This window comes from Streptosporangiales bacterium, from assembly GCA_009379955.1.
GTDB lineage: Bacteria > Actinomycetota > Actinomycetes > Streptosporangiales > WHST01 > WHST01.
Genome location: WHST01000102.1, coordinates 1 through 24051 on the forward strand (window position 1 = coordinate 1; position 24051 = coordinate 24051).

At 70.4% G+C, this 24051-nt stretch carries 22 protein-coding genes; 8 read left to right on the forward strand and 14 right to left on the reverse strand.

The window, feature by feature from the left end:
* The 6 genes from GEV10_24195 to GEV10_24220 form a co-directional block, all read right to left on the reverse strand.
* Positions 1-112: ABC transporter ATP-binding protein (locus tag GEV10_24195; protein MQA81546.1), on the reverse strand; the 112-nt coding region annotated here is incomplete at its 3' end.
* Positions 109-1248, reverse strand: a complete 1140-nt coding sequence (locus GEV10_24200) for an acetyl-CoA C-acyltransferase (GenBank protein ID MQA81547.1) — start codon at positions 1246-1248, stop codon at positions 109-111. The genes GEV10_24200 and GEV10_24195, both read right to left, overlap by 4 nt.
* Before the next feature lie 112 nt (positions 1249-1360).
* Positions 1361-2554, reverse strand: coding sequence for an AMP-binding protein (locus tag GEV10_24205; GenBank protein ID MQA81548.1), 1194 nt, complete (start codon positions 2552-2554; stop codon positions 1361-1363).
* Entirely contained in the window at positions 2551-3102 is a 552-nt protein-coding gene (locus tag GEV10_24210) for a biotin transporter BioY (protein ID MQA81549.1), read from the reverse strand. The genes GEV10_24205 and GEV10_24210 overlap by 4 nt, the downstream gene beginning before the upstream one ends.
* A 172-nt stretch (positions 3103-3274) precedes the next feature.
* Complete coding sequence (locus GEV10_24215) at positions 3275-3487, reverse strand: biotin/lipoyl-binding carrier protein (GenBank protein ID MQA81550.1); 213 nt, start codon at positions 3485-3487, stop codon at positions 3275-3277.
* A 48-nt stretch (positions 3488-3535) separates the two neighbouring features.
* A complete protein-coding gene (locus GEV10_24220) occupies positions 3536-5149 on the reverse strand; it encodes an acyl-CoA carboxylase (GenBank protein ID MQA81551.1) in 1614 nt (537 codons plus the stop codon).
* Positions 5150-5239: 90 nt separating this feature from the next.
* On the opposite strand from GEV10_24220, the gene GEV10_24225 reads away from it, so the two are divergent.
* Together GEV10_24225 and GEV10_24230 are read left to right on the forward strand one after the other, a co-directional pair.
* Positions 5240-6184 (forward strand): LysR family transcriptional regulator, encoded by a 945-nt coding sequence (locus GEV10_24225; protein ID MQA81552.1) that lies wholly within the window; start codon positions 5240-5242, stop codon positions 6182-6184.
* A gap of 220 nt (positions 6185-6404) precedes the next feature.
* Complete coding sequence (locus tag GEV10_24230) at positions 6405-8588, forward strand: CoA-binding protein (protein ID MQA81553.1); 2184 nt, start codon at positions 6405-6407, stop codon at positions 8586-8588.
* A 16-nt stretch (positions 8589-8604) separates the two neighbouring features.
* On the opposite strand, the gene GEV10_24235 is transcribed toward GEV10_24230, so the two are convergent.
* The 8 genes from GEV10_24235 to GEV10_24270 are packed head-to-tail and all read right to left on the reverse strand — an operon-like array spanning position 8605 to position 17821.
* Positions 8605-9747 carry a thiolase gene (locus tag GEV10_24235; protein ID MQA81554.1) on the reverse strand — a complete coding sequence of 381 codons (1143 nt, stop codon included), beginning with the start codon at positions 9745-9747 and terminating at the stop codon, positions 8605-8607.
* Positions 9747-10139: a hypothetical protein gene (locus GEV10_24240; protein MQA81555.1), complete on the reverse strand. Its 393-nt coding sequence runs from the start codon at positions 10137-10139 to the stop codon at positions 9747-9749. The genes GEV10_24235 and GEV10_24240 overlap by 1 nt, the downstream gene beginning before the upstream one ends.
* Entirely contained in the window at positions 10136-12253 is a 2118-nt protein-coding gene (locus GEV10_24245; GenBank protein ID MQA81556.1) for a CoA-binding protein, read from the reverse strand. The genes GEV10_24240 and GEV10_24245 overlap by 4 nt, the downstream gene beginning before the upstream one ends.
* Complete coding sequence (locus GEV10_24250) at positions 12240-13721, reverse strand: pyruvate carboxylase subunit B (protein ID MQA81557.1); 1482 nt, start codon at positions 13719-13721, stop codon at positions 12240-12242. Before GEV10_24250 ends, GEV10_24245 begins: the two co-directional genes overlap by 14 nt.
* Entirely contained in the window at positions 13718-15079 is a 1362-nt protein-coding gene (locus GEV10_24255; GenBank protein ID MQA81558.1) for an acetyl-CoA carboxylase biotin carboxylase subunit, read from the reverse strand. Before GEV10_24255 ends, GEV10_24250 begins: the two co-directional genes overlap by 4 nt.
* Complete coding sequence (accB, locus tag GEV10_24260) at positions 15076-15639, reverse strand: acetyl-CoA carboxylase biotin carboxyl carrier protein (GenBank protein MQA81559.1); 564 nt, start codon at positions 15637-15639, stop codon at positions 15076-15078. The genes GEV10_24255 and accB overlap by 4 nt, the downstream gene beginning before the upstream one ends.
* The gene (locus tag GEV10_24265; GenBank protein MQA81560.1) at positions 15624-16448 is read right to left on the reverse strand and encodes a glucose 1-dehydrogenase; all 825 of its coding nucleotides are present in this window, start codon (positions 16446-16448) and stop codon (positions 15624-15626) included. The genes accB and GEV10_24265 overlap by 16 nt, the downstream gene beginning before the upstream one ends.
* Positions 16445-17821 carry an MFS transporter gene (locus tag GEV10_24270; GenBank protein MQA81561.1) on the reverse strand — a complete coding sequence of 459 codons (1377 nt, stop codon included), beginning with the start codon at positions 17819-17821 and terminating at the stop codon, positions 16445-16447. The genes GEV10_24265 and GEV10_24270 overlap by 4 nt, the downstream gene beginning before the upstream one ends.
* Positions 17822-17917: 96 nt before the next feature.
* On the opposite strand from GEV10_24270, the gene GEV10_24275 reads away from it, so the two are divergent.
* The 6 genes from GEV10_24275 (at position 17918) to GEV10_24300 (ending at position 23824) form a co-directional block, all read left to right on the forward strand.
* The gene (locus GEV10_24275) at positions 17918-18934 is read left to right on the forward strand and encodes a helix-turn-helix domain-containing protein (protein ID MQA81562.1); all 1017 of its coding nucleotides are present in this window, start codon (positions 17918-17920) and stop codon (positions 18932-18934) included.
* Positions 18870-20438 (forward strand): argininosuccinate lyase, encoded by a 1569-nt coding sequence (argH, locus tag GEV10_24280; GenBank protein MQA81563.1) that lies wholly within the window; start codon positions 18870-18872, stop codon positions 20436-20438. Before GEV10_24275 ends, argH begins: the two co-directional genes overlap by 65 nt.
* 100 nt (positions 20439-20538) lie before the next feature.
* Complete coding sequence (locus tag GEV10_24285; protein ID MQA81564.1) at positions 20539-21165, forward strand: 4Fe-4S dicluster domain-containing protein; 627 nt, start codon at positions 20539-20541, stop codon at positions 21163-21165.
* The gene (locus GEV10_24290) at positions 21152-22864 is read left to right on the forward strand and encodes an FAD-binding protein (protein MQA81565.1); all 1713 of its coding nucleotides are present in this window, start codon (positions 21152-21154) and stop codon (positions 22862-22864) included. Before GEV10_24285 ends, GEV10_24290 begins: the two co-directional genes overlap by 14 nt.
* A 112-nt stretch (positions 22865-22976) precedes the next feature.
* On the forward strand, positions 22977-23480 hold the full coding sequence (gene sdhC, locus GEV10_24295; GenBank protein MQA81566.1) for a succinate dehydrogenase, cytochrome b556 subunit: 504 nt from the start codon (positions 22977-22979) through the stop codon (positions 23478-23480).
* Complete coding sequence (locus GEV10_24300) at positions 23477-23824, forward strand: succinate dehydrogenase hydrophobic membrane anchor protein (GenBank protein ID MQA81567.1); 348 nt, start codon at positions 23477-23479, stop codon at positions 23822-23824. The genes sdhC and GEV10_24300 overlap by 4 nt, the downstream gene beginning before the upstream one ends.
* Positions 23825-24051 lie beyond the last annotated feature (227 nt).

The following is a 24051-nucleotide window of genomic DNA, read 5'->3' on the forward strand; positions in this document are numbered from 1 at the left end:
CCGAGCCGTTGGCGCCGATCAGCCCCACGCGGTGCTCGGCGAGAGCAACGGACACGTCGCTCAGCGCCGTCCGGTCCCCGTACCGGTGGGTGACCCCGTCGACCTCGATCACCGGCGCTCCACGAGCAGTGCCACGCCCTGACCGCCGCCGACGGCGATCGCCGCGAGCCCGGCGCTCCCCTCGGGCAGGGCCGCCAGCCGGCTGAACAGGCGGACGACGAGGATCGCGCCCGACGCGCCCCACGGATGGCCGAGCGCGAGCGCGCCGCCCTCGGTACAGACCCGGTCGGGGTCGAGGCCGAGCTCGTCGCAGCACGCGAGCACCTGCCCGGCGAAGGCCTCGTTGAGCTCGACGACGTCGACGTCGGGCAGGACCCTGCCCGTGGTGGCGAGCACGTCGCGTACGGCGGGGACGATGCCGAGCCCCGGCCACTGCGGGTCGACGCCTGCCGTGGCGACCTTCCGCACGCGGAGTCCGGCCAGGCCGCGCCTGTCGGCCTCGCGCTCGGTCACGACGGCCACGGCGGCGGCGCCGTCGCCGACCCCGCAGGAGTTGCCCGCGGTGACGGTGCCATCCGGCCGGAACGCGGGACGCAGTCGCGCCAGCCGCTCCTCGGTCAGCGCCGCGCGGGGGCGTTCGTCGGCGCGGACTCCCGCTACGGGCGTCAGCTCGCGGTCGAAGGCGCCGCTCTCGCGCGCGGCATGTGCCAGGCGGTGGCTGCGCGCGGCGTACGCGTCCTGGCGTGCCCTGCCGATGCCGTGCTTCTCGGCCAGCAGGTCGGCGGCCACTCCCATGTCGGGGTCGCCGAGCTCCGCCGGCGCGAACGGCGCGCGCTCGTACCGCACCGGCGTGCCGGACGGTCCGGTCGGTGGCCAGTACCGCCACGGTGCGGTGCTCGCGCTCTCCGCGCCGCCCGCGAGCGCACACCGGACGTGACCGGCCTCGATCAGCGCGACCGCGGTCGTGATCGCGGCGAGTCCGCTGCCGCACTGCCGGTCGACCGTGAGGCCGGGCACCGTCGCGGGCAGTCCCCCCGCGAGCGCGGCGTACCTCGCCACGTCGCCGCCCGGGCCGAGGCAGTTGCCGAGGACGACCTCGTCGACGTCGCCGGGACGTATGCCGGCGTCGTCGAGGACCGCGGTGAGAACGGGAGCCGCCAGGTCCGCTACGGGGATGTCGCGGAGCGCGTGCCCTGCGCTGCCGATCGGCGTACGGCGCGCGGCCACGATGACGGCGGTCTGGTTCATGTCGTGGTCACCGCGGCGGCGACCTGGCACCCGTGAGGGGCACCCTCACCGTGCCCCGCGACGGTGAGGGTGCCCCTCACGGGTGCGGCGCCTGCGGTCTCCGACATCCCCGTCACCGTAACGGCCTGGCCGCGAGGGAGCCGTCTCGCAGGCCGTCGCGCAGCCGGGCCTGCGCCACCTTGCCGTTCGCCGTACGAGGCAGGCGGTCGACGACCAGCCAGCGCCTGGGCAGGTGTGCCGGGTCGAGCAGGTCGCGCAGCCGCGCCCGGTCCGGCCGCACGGCGCCTCCGTCCTCCACCACGACCGTGACGACCTCGCCGAGGTCGGGGTGCGGCAGGCCGAGGACGGCGACCTCGGTGCCCGGCAGCACCGTCCGCAACGCCGCCTCCACCTCCTCGGCCGCCACGCTCGCACCTCCGGTCAGCACGAACCTGTCGCCCCGGCCGTGGACGGAGAGCCGGCCGTCGGGGTGGAGCCGCCCGCGGTCGCCGACCGAGGCCCAGCCGCCCGGCCGCGTTCGCAGCTGCCCCGCGGCGCCGAGATAGCCCGAGGCGACGTAGCGGCTACGCACCCAGATCTCGTCCGCCCGTACGTCGATCGCGACGCCGGGGAAGGGTCGCAGGTCGCCCTCGTGCGTGCCGGCGGCGACGAACGACAGCTCCGCCGCGCCGTAGTAGTGCGTGAGCCGCGCGCCCGCCGCCCGTGTCCGCGCGGCCGTCGTGGCCGGCAACCCGGCGCCGGCGCAGACGACCACGCGGCCGGCGAGGGATGCCGGCGCCCGGTCGAGCAGTGTCGCGAGCATCGACGGCGTCACGTGCACCGCGGTCGCCCGGTCGAGCGCCGACACCGCGGTCGCCGGGTGCCACCGCGAGGTCGCGAGCACGTCGGCCCCGCAGCCCAGGGCGTGGACGGCGGCGAACAGGAACAGCGAGGACGACAGCGGTCCCGGCACCAGCACGACGTCGCGTGCTCCGATGCCGGTGAGGTCGGTGAACGCGGGGAAGCTGTCGCTCCAGGACGTCCAGCTGCGCAGCACCGCGCGCGGCCGTCCCGTGCTGCCCGAGGTGAGCACCGCCAGGTCCCCGTCACCGCCCGGGTGGTGGTCGAGGGCGAGGTCGTCGTCCCCGCCGACGAGTGCCGTGCGACCGGCCGCGCGCAGCGCGTACAGCGTGGCGAGGGCGCGCAGCGGGTCCGTGGTGTCGACGCGGGTCACGGCGGCGCCGCCGTCGGCCAGGTCCGGGGCGATCCGCTCGACCGTCGCCCTGTCGAACGGCTCGGTGGCGGTGGCGAGCTCCGGCGTGGTCACCGGCGGCCGGCCGTGGTCTCCCGCCGCCGGCGGGCCTCGTCGGCGAACCGCGGGTACGCGGCGTGCACCCCCTTCGCCACGGTGCAGGCGATGACGACCTTGAGCAGGTCGCCGGGGACGAACGCGGTGTTGGCCAGCAGCGCCGCGCCGAGCGACAGGTCGGCACGCCAGGCCACGCCGGGCACGCCGAGGAGGTACATCACGCCGATGCCGCCCACCAGGTTCGCCGCCAGTCCCACGGGGAGGCGGTACCTGGGCAGCTCCCGTTCGGTGATCACGCCGACGACGAGAGCCACCAGCGGGAACGCGACGAGGAACCCCACGCTCGGTCCGGCGAAGACCGCGATCCCGCCGCGTCCGCCCGCGAGCAGCGGCAGTCCGGCGGCCACGAGCACGAGGAACAGCACCATCGACACGAAGCCTCGCCGCGCGCCGATCACGGACCCGGCGAGCATCGGCCCCAGCGACTGCGCCGTGATCGGGACGGCGAGGCCGAACGGCGCCCAGGCCGGCACGGCGCCGAGGGCGGCCATGATGCCGGTGAACATCGCGACCAGTGCGAGGTCACGGGCGGGACGGACGTTCGATGACGGCGGCACGTACGTTCTCCTGTCGGGCGACCCCCCGATTCTCCCCGACGACGCCTGCAGCGCCGCAACCGGCGTGGCCTGGGCCGCGGCGGCGGCTCCCCCGCGACCTCGGTCGACGCGCGCACGATCCTCAGCCGAGGACGGCGACGACGTCGCCGTCCTGGACCGAGCCGCCCTCGACCGCGGTCACCGCCATCACCGTGCCGCCGGTGTCCGTCACGACCGGGATCTCCATCTTCATCGACTCCAGGATCACGATGGTGTCTCCAGCATGGACAGTCTGGCCTTCAGTCACGAGCACCTTCCACACGTTCGCCACCATCTCGGCGCGGATCTCGGCCATACACCGTTCCTCTCGACGACTCGCTCGGTTCTGGGTGCACACCCGGGGTCACACCGGTGACACGCCGCGCTTCTTCGGTGGCCGCCAGTGTCCCGATACGTGGCTCGCGCTCTGGACGAAGCACAGCGTGTCGATCAGGGTGCCGCGGGTGTCGCGGGGATCGAGGATGTCGTCGATCTTCACCCGCCGTGCCGCATGGATCGGACGTTCGAGGTCACGGAACTCGGCGGTCACCTCGTCGCGCACGTCGGCGGGGACGTGGTCGTGCCGGCCGTAGATGACGTTCACCGCGCCGTCGGCACCCATCGGGCTGACTTGCGCGCTCGGCCAGCACACCAGCAGTTCGGGATGGAACTCGGCGCCGCCCATGGTGTGGTACGCGAGGCCGTACGCCTTGCGGATCACGACGGTGAGGATCGGCACGGTCGACTGGCCGAGCTCCCACAGCGGACGCATGCTGTGACGTACCAGGTTCGTTCGCTCCGCCGCCGACCCGACGAGGTAGCCCGGCACATCCGCGAGGAAGACGATCGGCAGTCCGAACGCATCGCAGATGTTGATGAATCTCGCCATCTTGTCGCTCGCCGGTGTGTCGAGCGACCCGGCGAGGAACATCGGGTTGTTCGCGATGACTCCCACCGGGCGTCCCCCCAGGCGCGCCAGCGAGGTGACGACGTTCCGTGCGAACCTCGGCTTGATCTCGAGCACGCTATCGTCGTCGAAGACCAGACGGACCAGTCGCCGCATGTCGTATGCGGTGTTGGGATTGTCGGGCACCAGGCGCAGCATCGTGTCGGGCAGCCGCTCGCCGTCCTGCGACTGGTACGCGGCCCGCGGTACGTCCTTCCCGGCGTTGCCCGGAAAGTAGCCGAGGTACGTCCTGATGGCGTCCATCATGGCGTCCTCGTCGCCGACCTCGAGCTCGACGGACCCGAGCACCTCGGCGTGGAGAGTGCTACCGCCCATCTCCTCCGCCGTTACCCGCTCGCCGGTGGCGGCCTCGACGAGCCGTGGCCCGGCAAGGCCGAGCGCCGAGCCCTTGACCATGACGCAGAAGTCACTGAGCGCCACGAGGTTGGCATGGCCCGCGAACGCCGGGCCCGAGACGCCGCACACGATCGGGACCCAGCCCGACAGCAAGCTGAGATCGGAGAAGCGTTCGTGTCCACGGATGGTTGTCGACCCCATCCGCTCGTTGATGCGGGCACCGGCGCCCTCGGCGAAGACGACCAGCGGTACGCCGTCCCGCAGGGCGATCTGGCGCGCGCGGGAGAACTTCTCGTCGTTGACGTGTCCCATCGAGCCGCCGAGGACGGTGAAGTCGTACGAGACCACCACCACGGGGCGGTCATCGACCCGGCCTCGGCCGACGACGACGCCGTCGGCGGGGGCGTCGATATCGCGCATCAGCCGTGCGTCTCCGGTCGGTCGCGCCAGCTGACCGACCTCGACGAAGGTGCCCGAGTCGAGCAGCCGGTCGATCCGCTCCCGCGCCGTGAGCCGACCGCGTTCGTGTTGTGCGGAGACCGCGGCCGGTCTGCCCGCGTCGACCGCGGTCGCCTTCTCCGTCGCGATCTCGTCGGTGAGCTCCCGTAGGGACGGGCTCGCGACGGCGCCGGCGCCCGGCGACTCGGTGTCCGGCGTGCCGGTGGAGGTTCTCATGAGTCCAGGGTCGACGGCTTGTGTCGATCGAACAAGCCGGAGTAACCTCGATCCACGATCGGGTTATCCGAACATGCGAAGAGGGTGCCCGTGCGAATCGAGCAGCTCCGCTACCTCGTGACGATCCTCGAACGGGGTTCCTTCCGCCGTGCGTCGCAGGAGCTCCACATGTCGCAGGCGGCGCTCAGTGAGGCCATCCGCAATCTCGAGCGCGGACTCGGCGCGAGGCTGATGGACAGGGACCGGAGCGGCGTGCGGCTCACTCCGGTCGGCGAGGACGTCATGCCGCACGTCAGGGCGATCCTCGAGTCCGAGCGCGCCCTGCGGGACCAGGTAGACGGCTATCGCACGCTCCGGCGCGGCCAGGTGAGCCTCGGCACGGTCAACGCCGCCACCAACACGATCCTGCCCGGCGCGCTGTCGGCGTTCAACGAGGAGTACCCGGGCATCCAGCTCCGGATCACCGAGACCGGGTCGCTCGACATCGTCCGAGCTGTGAAGGACGCCGAGCTCGACCTCGGCGTGGTCGTCCGGCTCGAGGACGAGGAGGTCAAAGGTGATGAACTTGCGTTCGAGGACCTGCTCGGCAGTCACGTGGTGCTGTGCGTCCAGCGCGGGCATCGGTTACTGAGCCGCGAATCGGTGTCGATCGGCGACGTCGCGGAGGAGCCGCTCATCCTCTTCAGGTCCGGCTATCTCATGCACGACCTCATGTCGCGCATCTTCGGGGACCGCAACCTCAACATCGTCTACTACACCGACAACACCGAGTCCGCGAAGCGGATGATCGCGACCGGCGTGGGAGTGACTCTGCTGCCCGAGTTCAGCATGGTCAGCGACCTGCTGAGCCGGTCGGGCGAGATCGTCTATTGTCCCCTGGTCGGGGAGTACGCGGGCATCAGGCTGTCGCTCACCTGGCGCAAACGTGCCTACCTGCCTCGCGCTGCGCAGCTGCTCGGGTCGGTGATCCGTGAGGAGGCATCGCGGCATCCGATGTCGTGCTGTGCACCTCCGGAAGGACAGCGGACCGGCTGACAGCGGGTGTGAACGACGCTTCTGGTCTGCGCAGGTCGTGTGTCGTCGATCGGTATTCCATGAGACCCGATCGGGCTTTGGGTGTCGATCGGCGTCGCGATCCTCACGTACAGTCCGCGCAGAAGCGAACAGACGAGGAGGCGCCGTGAGTCGAGCTGCACCTGCATCGCACCCGGCCTCTAGTTATCCGACTGAGACGCTTGAGTAAGCGGAATCGCCCATGGATGCAACGGATTCTCCGTTCACGACCTCATGGCTCTCCGCGGTCGCCGCACACGAGCTCGCCGGACGGCTCGACATTCCCGTTCCCGCCTGGCAGGTCGCACATGACGCGGACGAGGCGGTAGCGGCCGCGGAGAGCATCGGGTTCCCCGTCGCTCTCAAGGCCGACTCCGCCCATGTCGTGCACAAGTCGGATGCGGGGGCCCTTGCCCTCGACCTGGTCAGCGCCGGCTCGGTGAGCGAGGCGTACGAGAGGCTGAGTGGGCTCACCGGATCGCCCGATGCGAGCGTCCTCGTGCAGCGGATGGCGCCGCCGGGTCTGGAGATCGTGGTTGGGTCGTTCTGCGATGCGACCTTCGGCTCGGTCGTGATGGCGGGGGCCGGCGGCCGGCTCGTCGAGCTCCTCGACGACGTGGCGTTCCGGCTGTCACCCGTCGACGCGGTCGATGCCGTCGCGATGCTCGACTCACTGCGGTGCCGCCGGTTGTTCGACGGCTACCGCGGTGAGCCGGCCATCGACGTGACACCGGTGGCGATGCTGCTCACGCGGCTGTCCCGCATCGACGCCGATGGTGTCGTGGGCGGTGAGCGACGGGTGGTCGAGTTCGAGGTCAATCCGCTGATCGTCACCGCCGCGGGGATGTACGCCGTCGACATCCGGGCCAGGGTCGGCGGTCCGGCCAGGAGCGCACGACGTCGATCGTTGCCCGACCTGTCGCCGCTGTTCCGACCCTCGTCGGTGGCGATGATCGGCGCCTCGCGCCGCCCGACGATATCCAACAGGATTCTCGGGCACATCGTCGACTACGGCTATGCGGGAAGCCTTCATCCGGTCAACGGTTCGGCGGCGACGGACAGGATCCACGGGCTCCCGGTGTCCGCTTCGCTCACCGACGTCCCTCACCCCGTCGACTACGGGATCGTCGCGGTGCCGGCCGACGCCGTCCCCGAGACATTGCGTGCCAGCGCGGGACAGATGCGGTTCGCCCATGTGATCACGAGTGGGTTCGCCGAGGAAGGCGAGAACGGGCGACTGATGCAGGCCGAGCTCCTCGACGCGGCCCGGGAGGCGGGCATCACGGTCATCGGCCCGAACTGCCTCGGGCTGCACAGTGCGGCCGGAGGGCTCACCTTCGTCGACGGTCTCGTCCCCGTCCATGGTGACGTCGGCGTGGTCGCCCAGAGCGGCGGCCTCGGCGCCGACATCCTGCGGCAGGGGCAGGCGAGGGGCATCCGCATCGGCAAGCTCGTCACGATCGGCAACGCCGTCGACCTGTCCGCGGAGGACCTTCTCGAGTACTTCTGCGACGACCCGGAGACGAAGGTCATCGGGCTCTACCTCGAGGGAACGCGTGACGGTCCGAGGCTCGCCGAGCTGCTGGACCGGGCGGCCGACAGGGACAAGCCCGTCGTCCTCCTCCACGGTGGACGCAGCGCGGCGGGCGCACAGGCTGCGGCGTCGCACACCGGCACTCTTGCGGGAGAGGAGCGACTCTGGGCGGCCATGGCGGAGCAGACGGGCTGCATCTATCCGACCTCGCTGTCGGAGTTCCTCTCCGTCCTGGCCGGAGCGATGTATCTGCGCCCGGCACCCGGCGGGCGGGTCCTGCTGCTCGGGCCATCCGGTGGCATGTCCGTCCTGGCCTCGGACCACTGCTCGCGCCTGGGACTGGAGGTGCCACCGCTCGGTGAGGCGACCCGGTCCCGGCTGCTCGCCCTGGACGTGCCCGCGGGCAGCTCGTTGCGCAACCCGATCGACACGCCCGCCGGAACCCTCGCGGTGGGAGGCGGTGACCTGGTGCCGACGATCGCGCGCACCGTGCTCGCGGCCGAGGAGCTGGACTACGTCGTCATCCACCTCAACGCGCAGAACGCGTTGAGCTACATGGGCAACGGAGCGCAGATCCTGCGGAACATCGCGGGGGCCGCCGCGGACCTCCACGACGAGCTCGTCGACACCGGCGATGACGCCCAAGTCGTCTTCGCGCTACTTCCCAACGGCGAGCCAGAGATCACCGAACTGTGCCTCGACATCGCCCGCCCGATGTGGGAGCGGGGCGTACCGGTCTTCTTCGGCCTCGAGGAGGCACTCGACGCGGTCAAGGCGATGACCGAAATCGGCCGGGACCGGCGACGGCGAGAAGCCGGTCACCGACGACCGACAGGACCGCGGAACCCGTAACTCCGTGGACCTGTTGTCATACCGTTGCCGCGGTGCCGAGAATCGCGGTGCACTGGCTCGACAGCACGCCGCCGTTGCCGTGGGCGAGTGCGACGTCGCAGTTCGCCACCTGCCGGTCACCGCATTCGCCGCGGAGTTGCCTAACGGCCTCGACGACGAGCAGGAGGCCGTACATCCCCGGATGGCAGTACGAGAGCCCGCCGCCGTTCGTATCGAGTGGGAACTCCCCGCCGGGCGCGACGCGTCCGCCCTCCACGAAGGCGCCTCCCTCGCCTTTCGCGCAGAAGCCGAGATCCTCCAGGAACAGGATCGGCGTGATGGTGAAGGCGTCGTAGAGCTCGACGACGTCGATGTCGGATGGACCCAGTCGGGCCGCTTCGTATGCCGCGGCCCCTGACTGGACGGCAGCGGTCACCGTGAGGGACGGCATACTCGAGATGTGCCGGTGAGTGTGCGCCTCGCCCACACCGAGGATGTACACCGGTGGACGCGCGAGGTCGCGTGCGCGCTCGGCGGATGTCAGCACCACGGCGCCGCCGCCGTCGGTGACGAGGCAGCAGTCCCGTACACCGAGCGGCGAACTGATCGTCGGCGCGTCGAGCACGTCGTCGATCGTCAGCGGGCCGTGGTCCCACGCGACGGGGTTGAGCGCGGCCCACGCACGCGCGGCGACCGCCACCTCCGCGAGCTGCTCGCGGGTGGTGCCGAACTCGTACATGTGCCGTGACGCGGCGAGCGCGTAGGCGGATACCGGGAGCACGGGGTGGTACGGCGCTTCGTACGGGCTGACCTCCTGCGGCGCGGCGTTCGACCGGCCTTGGGAGCGTTGAGTGCTCCCGTACGCGACGAGTGCGACGTCGGCGAGGCCCGCCGTGATCGCGGCCTGCGCATGGTTGAGGTGCGCGACGAACGACGACCCGCCGATCTGCGTGGAGTCGGTGTAGCGGGGGCTGATGCCGAGGTACTCGCCGAGATTGAGGGTGGCCATGGGCAGCTGTGTCGACGAGGCGAACAGCGCGTCGACGTCGCCGAGGGACAGGCCCGCGTCATGAAGCGCACGATGCGTGGCCTGGGCCATCAGGTCGGTGGGAGTGGTACCCGGCTGGGCCTGACCGAGATCCGACTCGGCCACTCCGACGATCGCCGTCGTGCCGCGCATCAGCCCTCACCGTCGATGCGGCCGGACGCCGGTACGAACACCGGCCACGGCTCACCGTCGTCTCCGACGGGCTCCATCCGCACCTCGACGCGCATGCCGATCTCCACCTTCTCCGGCTCGACCCCGTCGACCCTGCTCATCATGGTGAAGCCCTCGTCGAGCTCGACGAGCACCACGTTGTACGGCTCGGCTCGGCGGGGACGAATGACAGTCGTGGCGTAGACCGTGCCACGGCCGCACGACTCACGCCACACCAGCGCAGTCTCGCCCGTCCCTGGCGCGACAAGGCGTGGGTAGAAGACGGCGGTGCCGTCCAACGACGTCTGGTGCATAAGAGCTCCGCGCCGGCAGTGCTCGCGGTAGGTCTCGTAGGGTGAAGAGATCTCGGTCATGACGCGTTGCCCGGGGTGAGCACGATCAAAGCGTCGGCGGCGACGCAGCCCTGGTCATTCGCGAACAGGGGATTCACGTCAAGCTCGGCGACCTCGTCGACGTGGTCGGCGGCGAACCATGAGATCCGCACGAGCGCGTCTGCCACCGAGTCGAGATCGACCGGGGGTCGGCCGCGCGTGCCGAGAAGCACTCGGTGTCCGCGAAGCTCTGCGAGCATCTCGTGGGCCGTCGTCTCGTCGAAGGGCGCAAGGCGATGGCTGACGTCGCCCATCACCTCCACGAAGACTCCACCGAGACCGACGGCCACGGTGGGGCCGAAGAAGCGGTCGTTCACCACTCCCACGAACAGCTCGAGCCCCTCTGCTGTCTCCTGCACGAGCACGCCGTCGATCCGCGCACCTGCCGCATGCGCGGTCGTGTTCGCCACGACCTCGTGCGCGGCGGCTCGAAGCTCGGCGAGGCTCTGCACGCCTAGTCGTACGGCGTCGGCCTCTGACTTGTGGGACAGGTCCGCGGACTCGACCTTGACGACCAGCGGGAAGTCGAACGGCGGAGCGCGGAGCGCGTCGACCTCGTCGAGCGACAGGAGAACCTCCCGGACCACGGGCACGCCGTACGCCGCGAGCGCGTTCTTGGCACGGTGCTCGCCGACGCCTCGCTCGCCGTCGCGCACGTCGAGCATCGAGACGGCCGCTTCACCCCGGCGTGGTGCGCGCGCGCCGCGCCGCATCTTGCCGGTGATCTCGAGCAGCTTGCCGGCGGCCCGCGCTGCGCGGCCCGGTGTCGGATACCAGGGCACCCGGTGCTCGTCGAGCAGGGCGAGTGCGTTCGGCACCGTGCCAGGCGGCGCGCTCCATCCGACGAACAGCGGTTTGTCGCTCCCGGCCGCCGCGGTGACGATCTCACCGGCCAGCCGGTCGGCCAGCGTGCCTTGGATGGATGCGTTGTACACGACGACCTGGTCGACCACGGGGTCGTCCAGGACGGTGGAGAGGACGGCCTGCATGCAGTCGGGCTGGTTGAAGATCTGTGCTGTGAGGTCGACCGGGTTCCGCAGCGAACTGAACGCCGGCAGGATCTCGCGCAGGGCATCCGTGGTCTTCTCCGACAGAGTCGGCAGGCGCAGCCCGACGTCCTCGCACCGGTCGGCGAGGAGCACCCCGGCGCCGCCGGAGATCGACAGCACCGCGACGTCCGGACCGTCGGGGAGTCGTCGCATCAGCGCGGCTCGCGCCACGTCGACGAGGTCGTCGACGTCGGTCACCTCGATGAAACCACCTTCGCGGAAGACCGCGCGGTACATTTCCTGGTCGGCGGTGAGGTTGGCCGTGTGCGAGGCGGCGGCCCGCCGGCCGGTGACGGAGTTCCCGACCTTCCAGACGACGATCGGTTTGCCGAGCTCGAGCGCGCGACTTCCGAGTGCGGCGAGTCGCCGGCCGTCCTTGACGCCTTCGAGGTAGACGGCGAGCACCTCGACCTCGGGGCGTTCGAGCAGGTCCTCCATCAGCTCGAGCGCGTCGATGTCGACCTCGTTGCCGGTGGACACGACATAGTCGAAGCCGATGCCCACGTGGTCGGCGAGGCCGACGACGGCGTAGCCGAAGCCGCCGCTCTGGGTGACCATCGCCACGGGCCCTCGGCGTACGTTGGGGTCACCGAAGATGGCGCCGAAGCCCGCATAGACGCCGTGCCGCGCGTTGAGCATGCCCTGGCAGTTCGGCCCGATCACCCGTACACCGCTGTCGCGGATGGCCTCTGCGAGCTCGGCGTGCACCTGGCGCCCACCCTCGCCGATCTCCTCGAAGCCCGCACTCAGCACGATCGCGAACGGAACCCCGGCCTCGCCGCACTGCCGGATGACACCGGGGACCAGGGGCGCCGGCAGTGCGACCAGGGCCACGTCACATCGGCCGGGCACCGCACACACGTCAGGAAAGCAACGAAGCCCCTGCACGGTGTCGTACCGTGGGTTCACGGGGTAGACCTGCCCCGCGTAGCCGAAGTCCTTGAGCGCGCGCACCGGTTGACCGCCGATCCGTGCGGGGTCGTCCGAGGCGCCGACGACCGCGATGGCGCGCGGGTCGAGCAGACGGTCGAAGTCACCGGTCGGCATCGGTGGCCCCCTCGTGCCCGCGCAGCTCGACGGTCAGTGGGCCCTTCTCGATCCGGGCGTGTGCGAGCGGCGGACGTTTCGCCAGCTCGGCCACGAGATCGACCACCGGATGGCGCGGTGGTCGCCAACGCGTCCGCATCGGACCCGCAGCCAGCATGTCGTCGACCTGCGAGCCGGCGAACATGTAGTAGAGGAGCCGGTGCTCGTCGCTCGCGCGAGGGTACTGCCGCCGTAGCCGCGCCACAGCCGGTTCCCGCGGCGGCGGCACGGCGGTGACGCGCCTGGTCCCGTTGGCGACGATGCGGTCGAGCACGTCGGGTTGCACCGGAGCGGGCAGCTCTCCGTAGTGGCCGAGTGCGTACTTCTTCACCTCGTCGGGTACGATGCGGTAGCGCTCCCCGTGCACCACGTTGAGAACGGCCTGCGTGCCGACGAGCTGGGCGAATGGCGTGATCATGATGGGCCAGCCCAGTTCGTCACGGACGCGGGCGCACTCCCGCAGCACCTCGTCGAAGCGCTCCGGAAGGCCCACCTGCTCCAGCTGGAATCTCAGGTTGGAGAGCATGCCACCGGGTACCTGGTGCTCGAAGTGGAACGCGTCGTAGTCCAGAGGGGCGCCGACCGGCCTGCCCTCCGCCTCCGCGATGCGCAGGAAGTGTGCGCTCACCTCGGCGATGTCCGCCTCGTCCAGCGTCGCTGCACATCCGACGCTCGGCAGGTTGTGGACCAGCTGCTGCACCGCCGGTTGGGCGGCGCCGCTCGCCAGCGGCCAGACGGAGCAGTGCAGCTCATCGGCGCCGAGTCGCGCGGCCTCGAGATAGACCAGCGGCGCGAGACCGGTGAGGCAGTGGCTGTGGATCTCCAACGGAACGTCGCCGAGGACACCCTTCAAGGCCGGCACGAGTGTGCGTACGCGCTCTTGTGTCAGCAGCCCGCCGGCGTCCTTGAGCATGACCGAGTCGACGAGGCCGCTGGCGACGAGGGTCTTGGCCTTCTCGACGTAGAGGTCGTCGGTGTGCACCGGACTCTCGGAGAAGGCCAGCGCGCCGAACGTCCGTGCGCCGAGCGCCTTCGCACGGCTGGCGGTGAAGAGGACGTTGTCCATGTCGTTGAGTCCGTCGAAGGCTCCGATGACTCGGAACCCGTTGTGGTGGAGCCGGTCGATCCACAGATCGATCACGTCGTCGGGGACGAGATCGAAGCTCACGAGGCTCTTGCTGCGCACGATCGCGCGTAGCGGCGTGTCGACGACGCGAGAACGCATCAGCCGTACCCGCTCCCACGGGTCCTCCCCGAGGTAGCGCACGCACACGTCGAACTGGATCGCTCCGGCGAGGTCGATCTGATGGAAGCCCAACCGGTCCATCGTCTCGGCGACGGGGAGCATCATCGCGGTCGTCATCCGCGTCGCCCACAGGCACTGGTGCCCGTCGCGAAGCGTGGTGTCGATGATTCGGATCTCTCTCATACGAGCGCACTCCAGGTGTCCGCCCGTTCGTCGACCCAGCGGGTGTGAACGCCACGGGAACGGAACGTCTCGTCGTCGACCAGTGCCCGGTGGAACGGCACGGTGGTATGGACGCCGTCGACAACGAGCTCGTCCAGCGCCAGACGCATCCGCTCGATGGCCTCATCCCTGTCGGCGCCGCGGACGACGAGCTTCGCGAGCAGAGAGTCGTAGAAGGGTGGCACCGTGTACCCGGAGAAGCAGTGCGTGTCGACCCGGATGCCGTCGCCGACCGGTTCCCGCCACGTCTCGATCCTTCCCGGCCTCGGCTGGAATCCCTTTGCCGGGTCCTCGGCGTTGATACGGCACTCGATCGCGTGTCCCGTCAGGGTGATCTCGTCCTGGCTGAGCAGGGGCGCACCGGTGGCGAGCCGGATCTGCTCGGCGACGAGGTCGACCTCGGTGATCATCTCGGTGACGGGGTGCTCCACCTGGATCCTCGTGTTCATCTCCAGGAAGTAGAACTCCCGCGAGTGCTCGTCGAGGATGAACTCGACCGTTCCGGCACCGAGGTAGTCGACGCGTTCGGCGAGACGGACGGCGGTGGTCGTCAGCCGTTCGCGCAGGTCGGCGTCGACCATCGGTGAGGGCGCCTCCTCCACCAGCTTCTGGTGCCGGCGCTGCACGGAGCACTCTCGCTCACCGAGGTGGATCGCTCTTCCCGCGCCGTCGCCGAGCACCTGAACCTCGACGTGCCTGGCGGGGTCGAGAAAGCGCTCGAGATAGACGGTGCCGTCGCCGAAGGCCTTCTCCGCCTCCGTCGTAGCGCTCTCGTACGCCGCCGCGATCTCGGCGGCGTCGCGCACGATCCGCATCCCGCGCCCGCCGCCACCCGCACTCGCCTTGATCAGGACGGGGAACCCGATCGCGAGAGCTGTCTCGGTGGCGTGGCCGACTGAAGCGATCCTGATCGACCCCGGCAGCGTGGGCACGCCGACCTCCTCGGCCAGCGCGCGGCTACGGAGCTTGTTACCCATGGCGTCGATGGCGTCCGCGCTCGGCCCGACGAACACGAGTCCGTTCTCCGTGCACAGACGCTGGAAGTCTGCGCGCTCCGCCAGGAAGCCGTAGCCGGGATGGACCGCGTCGCACCCGGTGCCGAGCGCCGCCATGACGATCGCGTCGGCGTCGAGGTAGCTCCGCGCCGCCGGGCCCGGGCCGATGCAGAACGCGCGATCCGCGCGCCGCGCGCCGAGTGTCCCGCGGTCGGCCTCGGATACGCCGATCACCGTCTCGATGCCGAGCCGTTCGCACGCGTCGATGACGCGGACCGCGATCTCACCCCTGTTGGCGACGAAGAGACGTGTGATCTCCTTCACCGGCTCTCCAGAGGCTCGATCGTGACGATCGGCTGGTCGTACTCGACGGTCACGCCGTTGTCGGCGAGGATCTCGACCACTCGGCCGGCGACACCCGCGGTGATCGAGTTGAAGAGCTTCATCACCTCGATCAGGCAGACGGTGTCGTCGGCTTCGACGTGGTCTCCGACCTCGACGAACGGTGGCTGGTCGGGGGCGGACGCACGGTAGATCACACCCACCATCGGCGCCGTCACGACATGCAGTGCGGTTTCGGAGACGTCTCCCTCGGTACGTCCTCCGCCGAGGGATGTGGTCTGCCTCGGCGTGAGGGGCGCGGGTGTCGACGCCCGTGTGTCCCGAGCCGTCGGCTCCGGGCTGGACGCCGGGATCGCCGGTGCCGTGCGGTCCTCGACGAGCTCGGTGCCGGGGACGCCGGTCTTGCGCACGTGGAGCCGGACATCGCCGAGCTCCAGCCTGAGCTCCCCGATCCAGGAACGGTCGACGATGTCGAGGATCTCACGCACGTCGTCGTGTGAGAGTGCCTGCCCGTCCTCGGTTCCGCTCATGCTGCACTCCATCCTCCGTCGAAGGGCACCGATGCGCCGGTGAGGAAGTCCGACGCGCGTGACGCCAGGAAGACGATGGGCGCGGCGATCTCGTCGGCGTCGGCGAAGCGGCGCTGTGGGATCCTGGCGAGAGCGTCGGCGCGAAGGTCCGCCGGTAACTGGTCGGTGAGCGGCGTGCTGACGTGTGCCGGCGCCAACGCGTTGACCTGGACCCCATGAGGCGCCCACTCCAGCGCGAGCACCTTGGTCAGCTGGACGACGGCGCCCTTGCTCGCCGCGTACGCGGCCTGCCGCGGCATCCCCACGTGCCCGAGCACCGACGCCATGTTGATCACCTTGCCGGACCGCTGGCCGATCATGACCCTTCCGGCCGCCTGCGCGCAGAGCAGCGTGCCCACGAGGTTCACCTCGAGCACCCTCCGGAATGCCGCAACGGACAAGTCGAGTGCGTGCGCACGGTGGTTGATGCCCGCGCTGTTGACGCAGACATCGACTGTGCCGAAGCTGTCGACAGCCCTCGCGATGAAGCTCTCGACCTGCTCGGCGTTCGTGACGTCGACCCGCACGCCGACGCAGCGGCTGCCGGTGTCCGCGGCGATGGCCGCCGCGACGCCGGCGGCGTCTGCCTCGGCAAGGTCGCCGACAACGACGTCCGCGCCGTAGGACGCCAGACCCCACGCGGACATGCGGCCGAGTCCCGACGCGCCACCCGTCACGATGGCCGTCCTACCGGTGAGGTCGAACCGAGATCGCAGGTCACCAGCGAGCGGCGCCGGTGTCCGCGCCGCCGCGCTCGAGGTCGTCGCTGACGTCATCGTCACCGCGGCTCGACCTCGAGTCGGCCGCTCTGGGTACCGTCCTCTTCCTGACGGGCATGCCGGTCCTTCGTCAGGTCGACGTCACGCGTCTCGCGGCTCGCCCACGCGCACAACGCGGTGAGCAGACCGATCGCCGCGAGGTACCCGGCCACGCCCCACGGTCGGCCGTCGGCCCACCCGGTGAGCGCCGTGGCGAACATGGGCGCGGTGGACCCGCCGATGACGGTGGCCACGGCCACGGGCAGCGCGAACGCGGTGAACCTGACGTTGGGAGAGAAGAGCTCGGAGAAGTACGCCGGCTGAGGGCCGTACATGACGTAGATCGAGGTGCCGAGGAGCAGCAGTGCCAGTGTGATGAGCACGGGCGAACCCGTGTTGATCAGCAGGAAGTAGGGGAACGCCATCGCTGCGGCCCACAGGGCGCCGGCCATGTACACGCGGCGCCGGCCGAATCGGTCCGAGGCGGCCCCGGCCGCCACTTGGATCGCGACATAGGCGACGTTCGCGATCAGTACCGTCGTCAGTGCTAGGGAGCGAGGCAGCTCGAGCGTGGTCGTCATGTACGAGACGATGAAGACGCTGTTCATGAAGAAGGTCACCGTGATGCCCAGGTGCAGGCCCGTGTTGAGCAGCAGCTGGCGCGGCTCGGTACGGAGCAGGGTAAGGACGGGACGCTTCGCCACCTCGCGGTTGCGCTTGAGCTCCTCGAAGACGGGTGTCTCCATCACCTTGACGCGGATGTAGAGGCCGATCGCCACCATGACGATGCTGGCGACGAACGGGATGCGCCAACCCCATGCGACGAAGGCGTCGTCGGAGATCGCGAGGGCGATGAGCAGGAGCAGCGCGGTGGACAGCGCCTGACCGATGGGAGAGCCGACGTACGGGATGCTGCCCCAGAATCCGCGCTTCCCCTTGGGCGCGTGCTCGACTGCCATGACCGCCGCACCGCCGAGCTCTCCGCCGAACGAGAAGCCTTGCAGGAAGCGCATCGTGATCAACAGCAGCGGTGCCGCGATGCCGACGGAGTCGTAGCTGGGTAGCAGGCCGATCGCGGCGGTCGACAGCCCCATCATCAGCAGCGTGAGCATCAGCATGGCCTTGCGACCGATGCGGTCGCCGTAGTGACCGCAGACGAGGGCGCCGAGAGGACGCGACACGAACCCGACGGCGAAGGTGCCGAACGACAGGATGGTTCCCGCCACAGGATCGAAGGTGGGGAAGAAGACGCTCGGGAAGACGAGCGCCGCGGCCGTTCCGTAGAGGAAGAAGTCGTAGTACTCGATCGTGCTGCCGAAGGCGCTGGCCGTGACCACTCGTCTCGTCGAGATGGTTCGCGGAGTGCTGCCGTCCGGTGACTTGTCGGTGTTCTTCATCGCTCTCCGCCTGATGTCGTCGTCGTCAAGGAGCGGAATGATTGCCGTCGACTCTACGAAGCAGTGCCGAACGGATCGACGTTCAATAGCCGATCGATGGTCTCGGATTGCCGAACGAACGCCCGGCGCGCGCAGTTGATGACGCGGGACGCGCAGGCGAAACCGCCGTCGGTGACGCTGGCTGCTTCCATGATCAAGCCGACCTATGCCTCATGTCGAATAATGATCCATGGTCGGATCGACCATTCGTCCAAACATAGCGATGACTTCCGTGGCCCGACAAGACGTGGTTTACTCGGCTGTCACAGGGACAGATCATCGATCCTGATAGTTGAGATGACGACAGCGACTAAGCGTGGTGGGCGGAGCGGGAGCCTGACGGTCGAGAAGGCGGTCGACCTGTTGGAGCGCATCGCCGCATCCCCCGAGGGGATCCGCAACCTCGACCTGGCGCGCGAGGCTGGCTTGGACAAGTCGACGAGCCACCGGCTCCTCGCGACGCTCGAGCGGCGCGGGCTGGTCCACCGCGACCCGCGCACCATGCGGTTCGTGCTCGGCACGCGCCTGCTCGAGCTGGCGACAGGAGTGGCGATCAGCTCGACGCTCGTCGCCCGGCCGTACCTGCACGAGCTCGTCCAGCTGACAGGCGAGAGCGCGTCGTTCTCCCTCCTCGCCGGCGGTTCGTACCTGTGCGTCGACGCCGTGCAGGCGCCGCACGAGATACGTTTCGCGCTCGAGCTCGGCCGGCCGTACCCGCTCAACGCCGGCGCGACCGGCAAGGTGATCCTCGCCTTCAACCGGCAGGCGGCGCGGCGCGTCCTGCAGGGTGAGCTGCCGCGGTACGCGGCGAACACGATCGTCTCGGCCGACCGGCTGAAGGCGCAGCTCGCCGAGATCCGCCGGCGCGGGTTCGCGTCGAGCGAGGGAGAGCGCGTCGCGGGCGGGTGCTCGATCGCCGCGCCCGTCCCACTGTCCGGCGACGCCGCGATCGGGGCCCTCGCCGTCTCCTCCGTGGGGTCCCGCCTCGACCTCGACGGACTGTCCCGCCATGCCGACGCCGTCCGCGCGTCGGCCGCCGAGCTCTCGGAAAGGATTCTCCGACCGCATGGGTGACGTGAAGAAGAACGAGCGCATCTCCAGGGAACGCCTGCAGCAACCGCCTGGGCAGGTCTATACGGAGACGGTGCTCGAACCCAGCTACCGCTTCATGCAGCAGCACTACTTCGCGCCGCTCGCGGAGACCAACAAGGCGTGGGTCACGATGCTCGCCGAGACGGGGATCGTCCCCGCCGACCGCGCCCGGGTGCTGCTGCGGGCGGTGGTCGACCTCGCCGCCGAGGGGCCGGAGGCGATCGCCGAGTTCGACCCCGCGTACGAGTACTTCTACTCCCACGTGGAGGCCAAGCTCACCGAGCGCGCGGGCGAGGAGGCGGCCGGCGAGGTCAACATCGGGCGCACCAGGCCCGAGCCGCTCACCAGGCTCGTCCTGCGGCAGCGGTTGCTCGACGTCTCCGCCCTGCTGACCGGGCTCACGACGACGCTGGTCGACCTCGCCGACCGTGAGGCGGAGACGGTGATGCCGCAGTGGACCCACTTCCAGCCCGCGCAGCCGTCGACCGTCGGTCACTACCTGCTCGGCCTGGCCGCGGCGTTCGGACGTGACCACGAGCGGCTCACCGCCGCGTACCGCAACACCAACGAGTGCACACTCGGCTGCGGCGCGCTCGCCGGCACGTCGTACCCGGTCGACCGCGAGCTCGTCGCCGAGCTGCTCGGGTTCGACGGCGTGCGCGAGAACACCATCGACTGCGTGTCGAGCGGCGACTTCGCGCTGGAGACGACGGCGGCGCTCGCGAACCTGATGGTGACGATGAGCCGGCTCGCCCAGGACCTCTACATGTGGCACACCGACGAGTTCGGCCTCGTCGAGATCGGCGACGAGTTCGCCGGGTCGAGCAGCATGATGCCGCAGAAGAAGAACGCGTACCCGTTCGAGTACGTCCGGGCGCGGGGCGCGCACGCGATCGGTGAGATGACGTCCGCGTTCGGCACCCTGCACAACACCAACTTCCAGGACCTCAAGGATGTCGAGGAGGAGATGGTCCCTCCGCTGCTGCGCTCGCTGGAGGAGACCGAGCGCTCGCTGCGCCTGCTCGACGGCACGATCAGGTCGCTCACCATCCACCGCGACCGGATGGCCGCGCGGGCGGCCGCGGGGTTCGCCACGGCGACCGAGCTCGCGGCCGTGATCCACCGCACCGCCGGTGTCGACGCCCGTACGGCGCACCGTGTCGTGGGGCACCTCGTCCTGCGTGCCGTGCAGGCCGAGCGCGACCCGGCCGACATCGACGCGGCGATGGTCGCCGACGCGGCGCGCGAGGTTCTCGGTCGCCCGATCGACCTGACCGACGACGCCGTGCGGTCGGCGTTCGACGCCACCGCGTTCGTCGCCGCTCACACTGTCCTCGGCGGACCGGCGCCCGCGGCTGTACGGGCGTCGCTCGACACCGCCAGGCGCAGGCTCGACGACCAGGCGGGCTGGCTGGCGGAGCGGCGCGAGCGCCTCTCGGCGGCGGAGACACGACTGGCCGACCGCGTGTCGAAGCTGCTGGGCTGAGTCGGAACACCGCGTGCCAGCCGCCGACGACGTCACCGTGGTCGTCCGACGTTCCGACCCGGACGCGAACGACACGTTCGTCGTGCCCAGGTCGGAGCCGATGATGGTGCTCGACCTGCTGCTCGCCATCCAGCGCGAGCACGACGCCGCCCTCGGCTTCCGGTTCTCCTGTCGGGTGGCGATGTGCGGCACCTGCACCCTGCGGCTCGACGGCCGCAGCGTGCTGGCGTGTCAGACACCGGTGCCGCGCGACCGCGACACCGTGCGGCTCGACCCCGTCGCCGGTCTGCCGGTGCTCCGCGACCTCGTCGTCGACACCACGGCGTTCTGGGAGGAGTGGGCGCGGGTGACCCCGTACCTCGTCCCACGCGACGACCTCACCGAGCCCGCGGTGATCAGGCCGGACGCGAAGGAGCGGCAGCTCATCGACCCGGCGCTCGACTGCATCGGCTGCGGCGCGTGCTACTCCAGCTGCGCGGTCTCGGCCGGCTCGCGCGACTTCATCGGCCCCGCCGCGCTCAACCGCGCGATGGTGCTCGTCGCCGACAGCCGCGACGCCGCCGGCGAGGAGCGCCTGGCCGCTGTCACAGGCGAGGGCGGCGTCGACAGGTGCCACTACGTCTACGGGTGCAGCGCCCAGTGCCCCAAGGGTCTCGACCCGGCGCAGGCGATCCGGCGGCTGCGCCGGTGGCGGTTGCGTCCGCGGAGTTCCGATGACGGGCGTTGACGTCGCGGACGTGCCCGTCGTCGACACCGACGTGCTCGTCGTCGGCAGCGGCGGCGCGGGGCTCATGTGCGTGCTGCACGTCAAGGCGGCCGCGCCGGAGCTCGACGTGACGATCGTCAGCAAGGGTGCGGTCGGCCGGTCGGGGTGCACGCGCATGGTGCAGGGTGGCTTCAACGCCGTCCTCGACCCGGCCGACTCGGTCGACCTGCACCTGCGCGACACGCTCGACGGCGGCAGGTTCCTGAACGACCAGGAGCTGGCGCACACGCTCGTGACCGACGCGCCGAAGGTCATCCACGAGCTGGAGACGCGGGTGGGCTGCTTCTTCGACCGCAGCGAGGACGGCCGTATCCACCAGAAGGCGTTCGCCGGCCAGCAGTTCGACCGCACGGTGCACCGCGGCGACCTCACCGGCATCGAGATCATGGGACGCCTGCGCGACCAGATGTTCCGCGTCCTGCCGAACGAGCTCGAGGACGTCCGCGCGCTCGACCTCGTCACCGACGTGCACGGCGAGCTCGTCGGGCTGACCGCGCTCGACGCCCGCACCGGACGTGCGCTCCTCGTCCGGGCGCGGATCGTCGTGGTGGCGACGGGCGGCGCGGCGACGATGTACCGCATCGCCGCGCCCGCGAAGGAGAAGACCGGCGACGGCGTCGCGATGTGCTGGCGTGCGGGGCTGCCGCTGCGCGACATGGAGATGCTCCAGTTCCACCCCACCGGCCTGCTCGCCGCCGAGTCGAGGATGACCGGCGCGGTGTTGGAGGAGGGTCTGCGCGGCGCGGGCGCGTACCTCTACAACGCGCGGGGCGAGCGCTACATGGAGCGCTACGACGCCGCGCGGATGGAACGCTCGACGCGCGACGTGGTGTCGCGCGCGGGGTACAGCGAGATCATGGCGGGCCGCGGCACGCCGACCGGCGGCGTGCTCATCGACATCTCCCACCTCGGCGCCGGCGAGGTGGAACGCAGGTTCCCCGGCATGGTCGCGCGCACCAGGCAGATCGGGCAGGACCTCGCCACCGGACCCGTCGAGGTGTCGCCGACCGCGCACTTCCACATGGGCGGCGTGCTCATCGACCCCGACTGCCACACCGAGATGCGCGGCCTGCTCGTCGCAGGCGAGGACGCCGGCGGCACGCACGGCGCGAACCGGCTGGGCGGCAACGGCGTCGCGGAGTCCACCGTGTTCGGCTCGCGCGCAGGTGACACGGCCGCGGCCGAGGCGTCGTCGCGCGGCTTCGGTGAGCCCGACCCCGAGCAGGTGGCGGCGTCGTTCGCGCGGGCGTACGCACCGCTGGAACGCGACGCCGGGGAGCTGCCGTTCCCGCTGACCCGCGAGCTCAAGGACGCGATGTGGGTCGGCTGCGGTGTCGTCCGCGACCGCGCCGGTCTCGAGGAGTGCCTGGCGAGTCTGGACGAGCTGACCGAGCGGTCGGCGCAGGTCTCCGTCCCCGGTCCCGCGCAGGTGAACTACGCGTGGCAGGAGGCGCTCGACCTGGAGAACCAGCTGACCGTCGCGCGCACGGTCGTCGCCGCGGCGCAGCTGCGCGAGGAGTCGCGCGGTGCGCACTACCGCGCCGACTTCCCCGAGCAGGACGACGCGGCGTGGTCGCGGTATGTCGTGCTGCGCCGCGCCGCCGACGGCTCGGTGTCGTCGGACACACGTCCCGTCGAGCACACGAGGCTGGCGCCGTGACCGTCGCGAAGGAGCACGACGAGTGCGCCGGAGCTAGGGCTCGCGACGTGGCCGGAAGGTGCGCGCGCGTTGTCGCGGGCCCCGGCGGAGGCGCGCGAGGAGGCGGTCGCGCATGACACTGCCTCAGGGACTGTTCCTCGCCGGGTTCACCGTGGTCACGCTCGCGGTGATCGCGTTCGCCGGTGTCGTGCTGGTGTCGGCGCGGCGGGTCGACGGCGGGTCGTTCCCGACCTGGGCGCTGCTCGGCCGCATCGCCCGGTCGCGCGAGGAGCGCGCGGAGGTCGCGCGGTGGGCGTTCTACGCGCACCGCATCAGCGGTTTCGGCATCTTCGCCTTCCTCTGCCTGCACGTCGTCGACGTGAGCCTCTATGCGTTCTCTCCTCCGCTGTACGACAGCGTCCACGTGCTGTACGGCTCGGCGCCGATGCGCGTGTTCGAGTGCGCGCTGCTGCTCGCCATCTGCTTCCACACGCTCAACGGCCTGCGGCTGCTGGCGGTGGACCTCGCCGACCTGGGTATCGCCGCGTCGGTGCGGCTGCTCGGCGCGGTCACCGTCGTCACGGTCGTGCTCGGCGTCGCGGGCAGCATCGTCATCATGCGGCCGGTGCTCTCGTGACGGGTACGCGGAGGGCCGTGGCGGGTTACCTCGTCGTCCGGGTCACGGGCGTGCTGCTCGCAGTGCTCGTCACCGGGCACTTCGCCGTCACGCACATCGTCGACGACGTCGCCGAGACCGACGCCTCCTTCGTCGCCGTGCGGTGGAGTTCTGCCCTGTGGCTGGTCTGGGACGCCCTGCTGCTCGCCTGCGCGCTTGCGCACGGGGCGAGCGGGGTGTGGATCGCCGTCGACGACTACGCGACCCCGCGTCGGCGGCGGCCGTGGCGTGCTCTGCTGGTCGCTCTGACGACCGTGTTGTTCGGGCTGGGGGCCGTTGTTCTCGTGGTCGGCGCGTTGCGGTAGGTCCGTGGGGAGCTCGGTTGGGGTGATCACCACGACCTGGCTCCCCACGTCCGCCTGCGGCCACCCGTGAGGGGCACCCCGACCAGGTCAGGGAGGCTGTTGCGTTTTCGGGCGACTCGGCTTGATGATCTTGGTGGTGTCGGGACTGTGTTGCCAGGATGTTGTGATGGCGAGGGATTTCCGACCTGTTGATCGTGACCAGCAGTTCTTGTTGCCGCCGGATATGC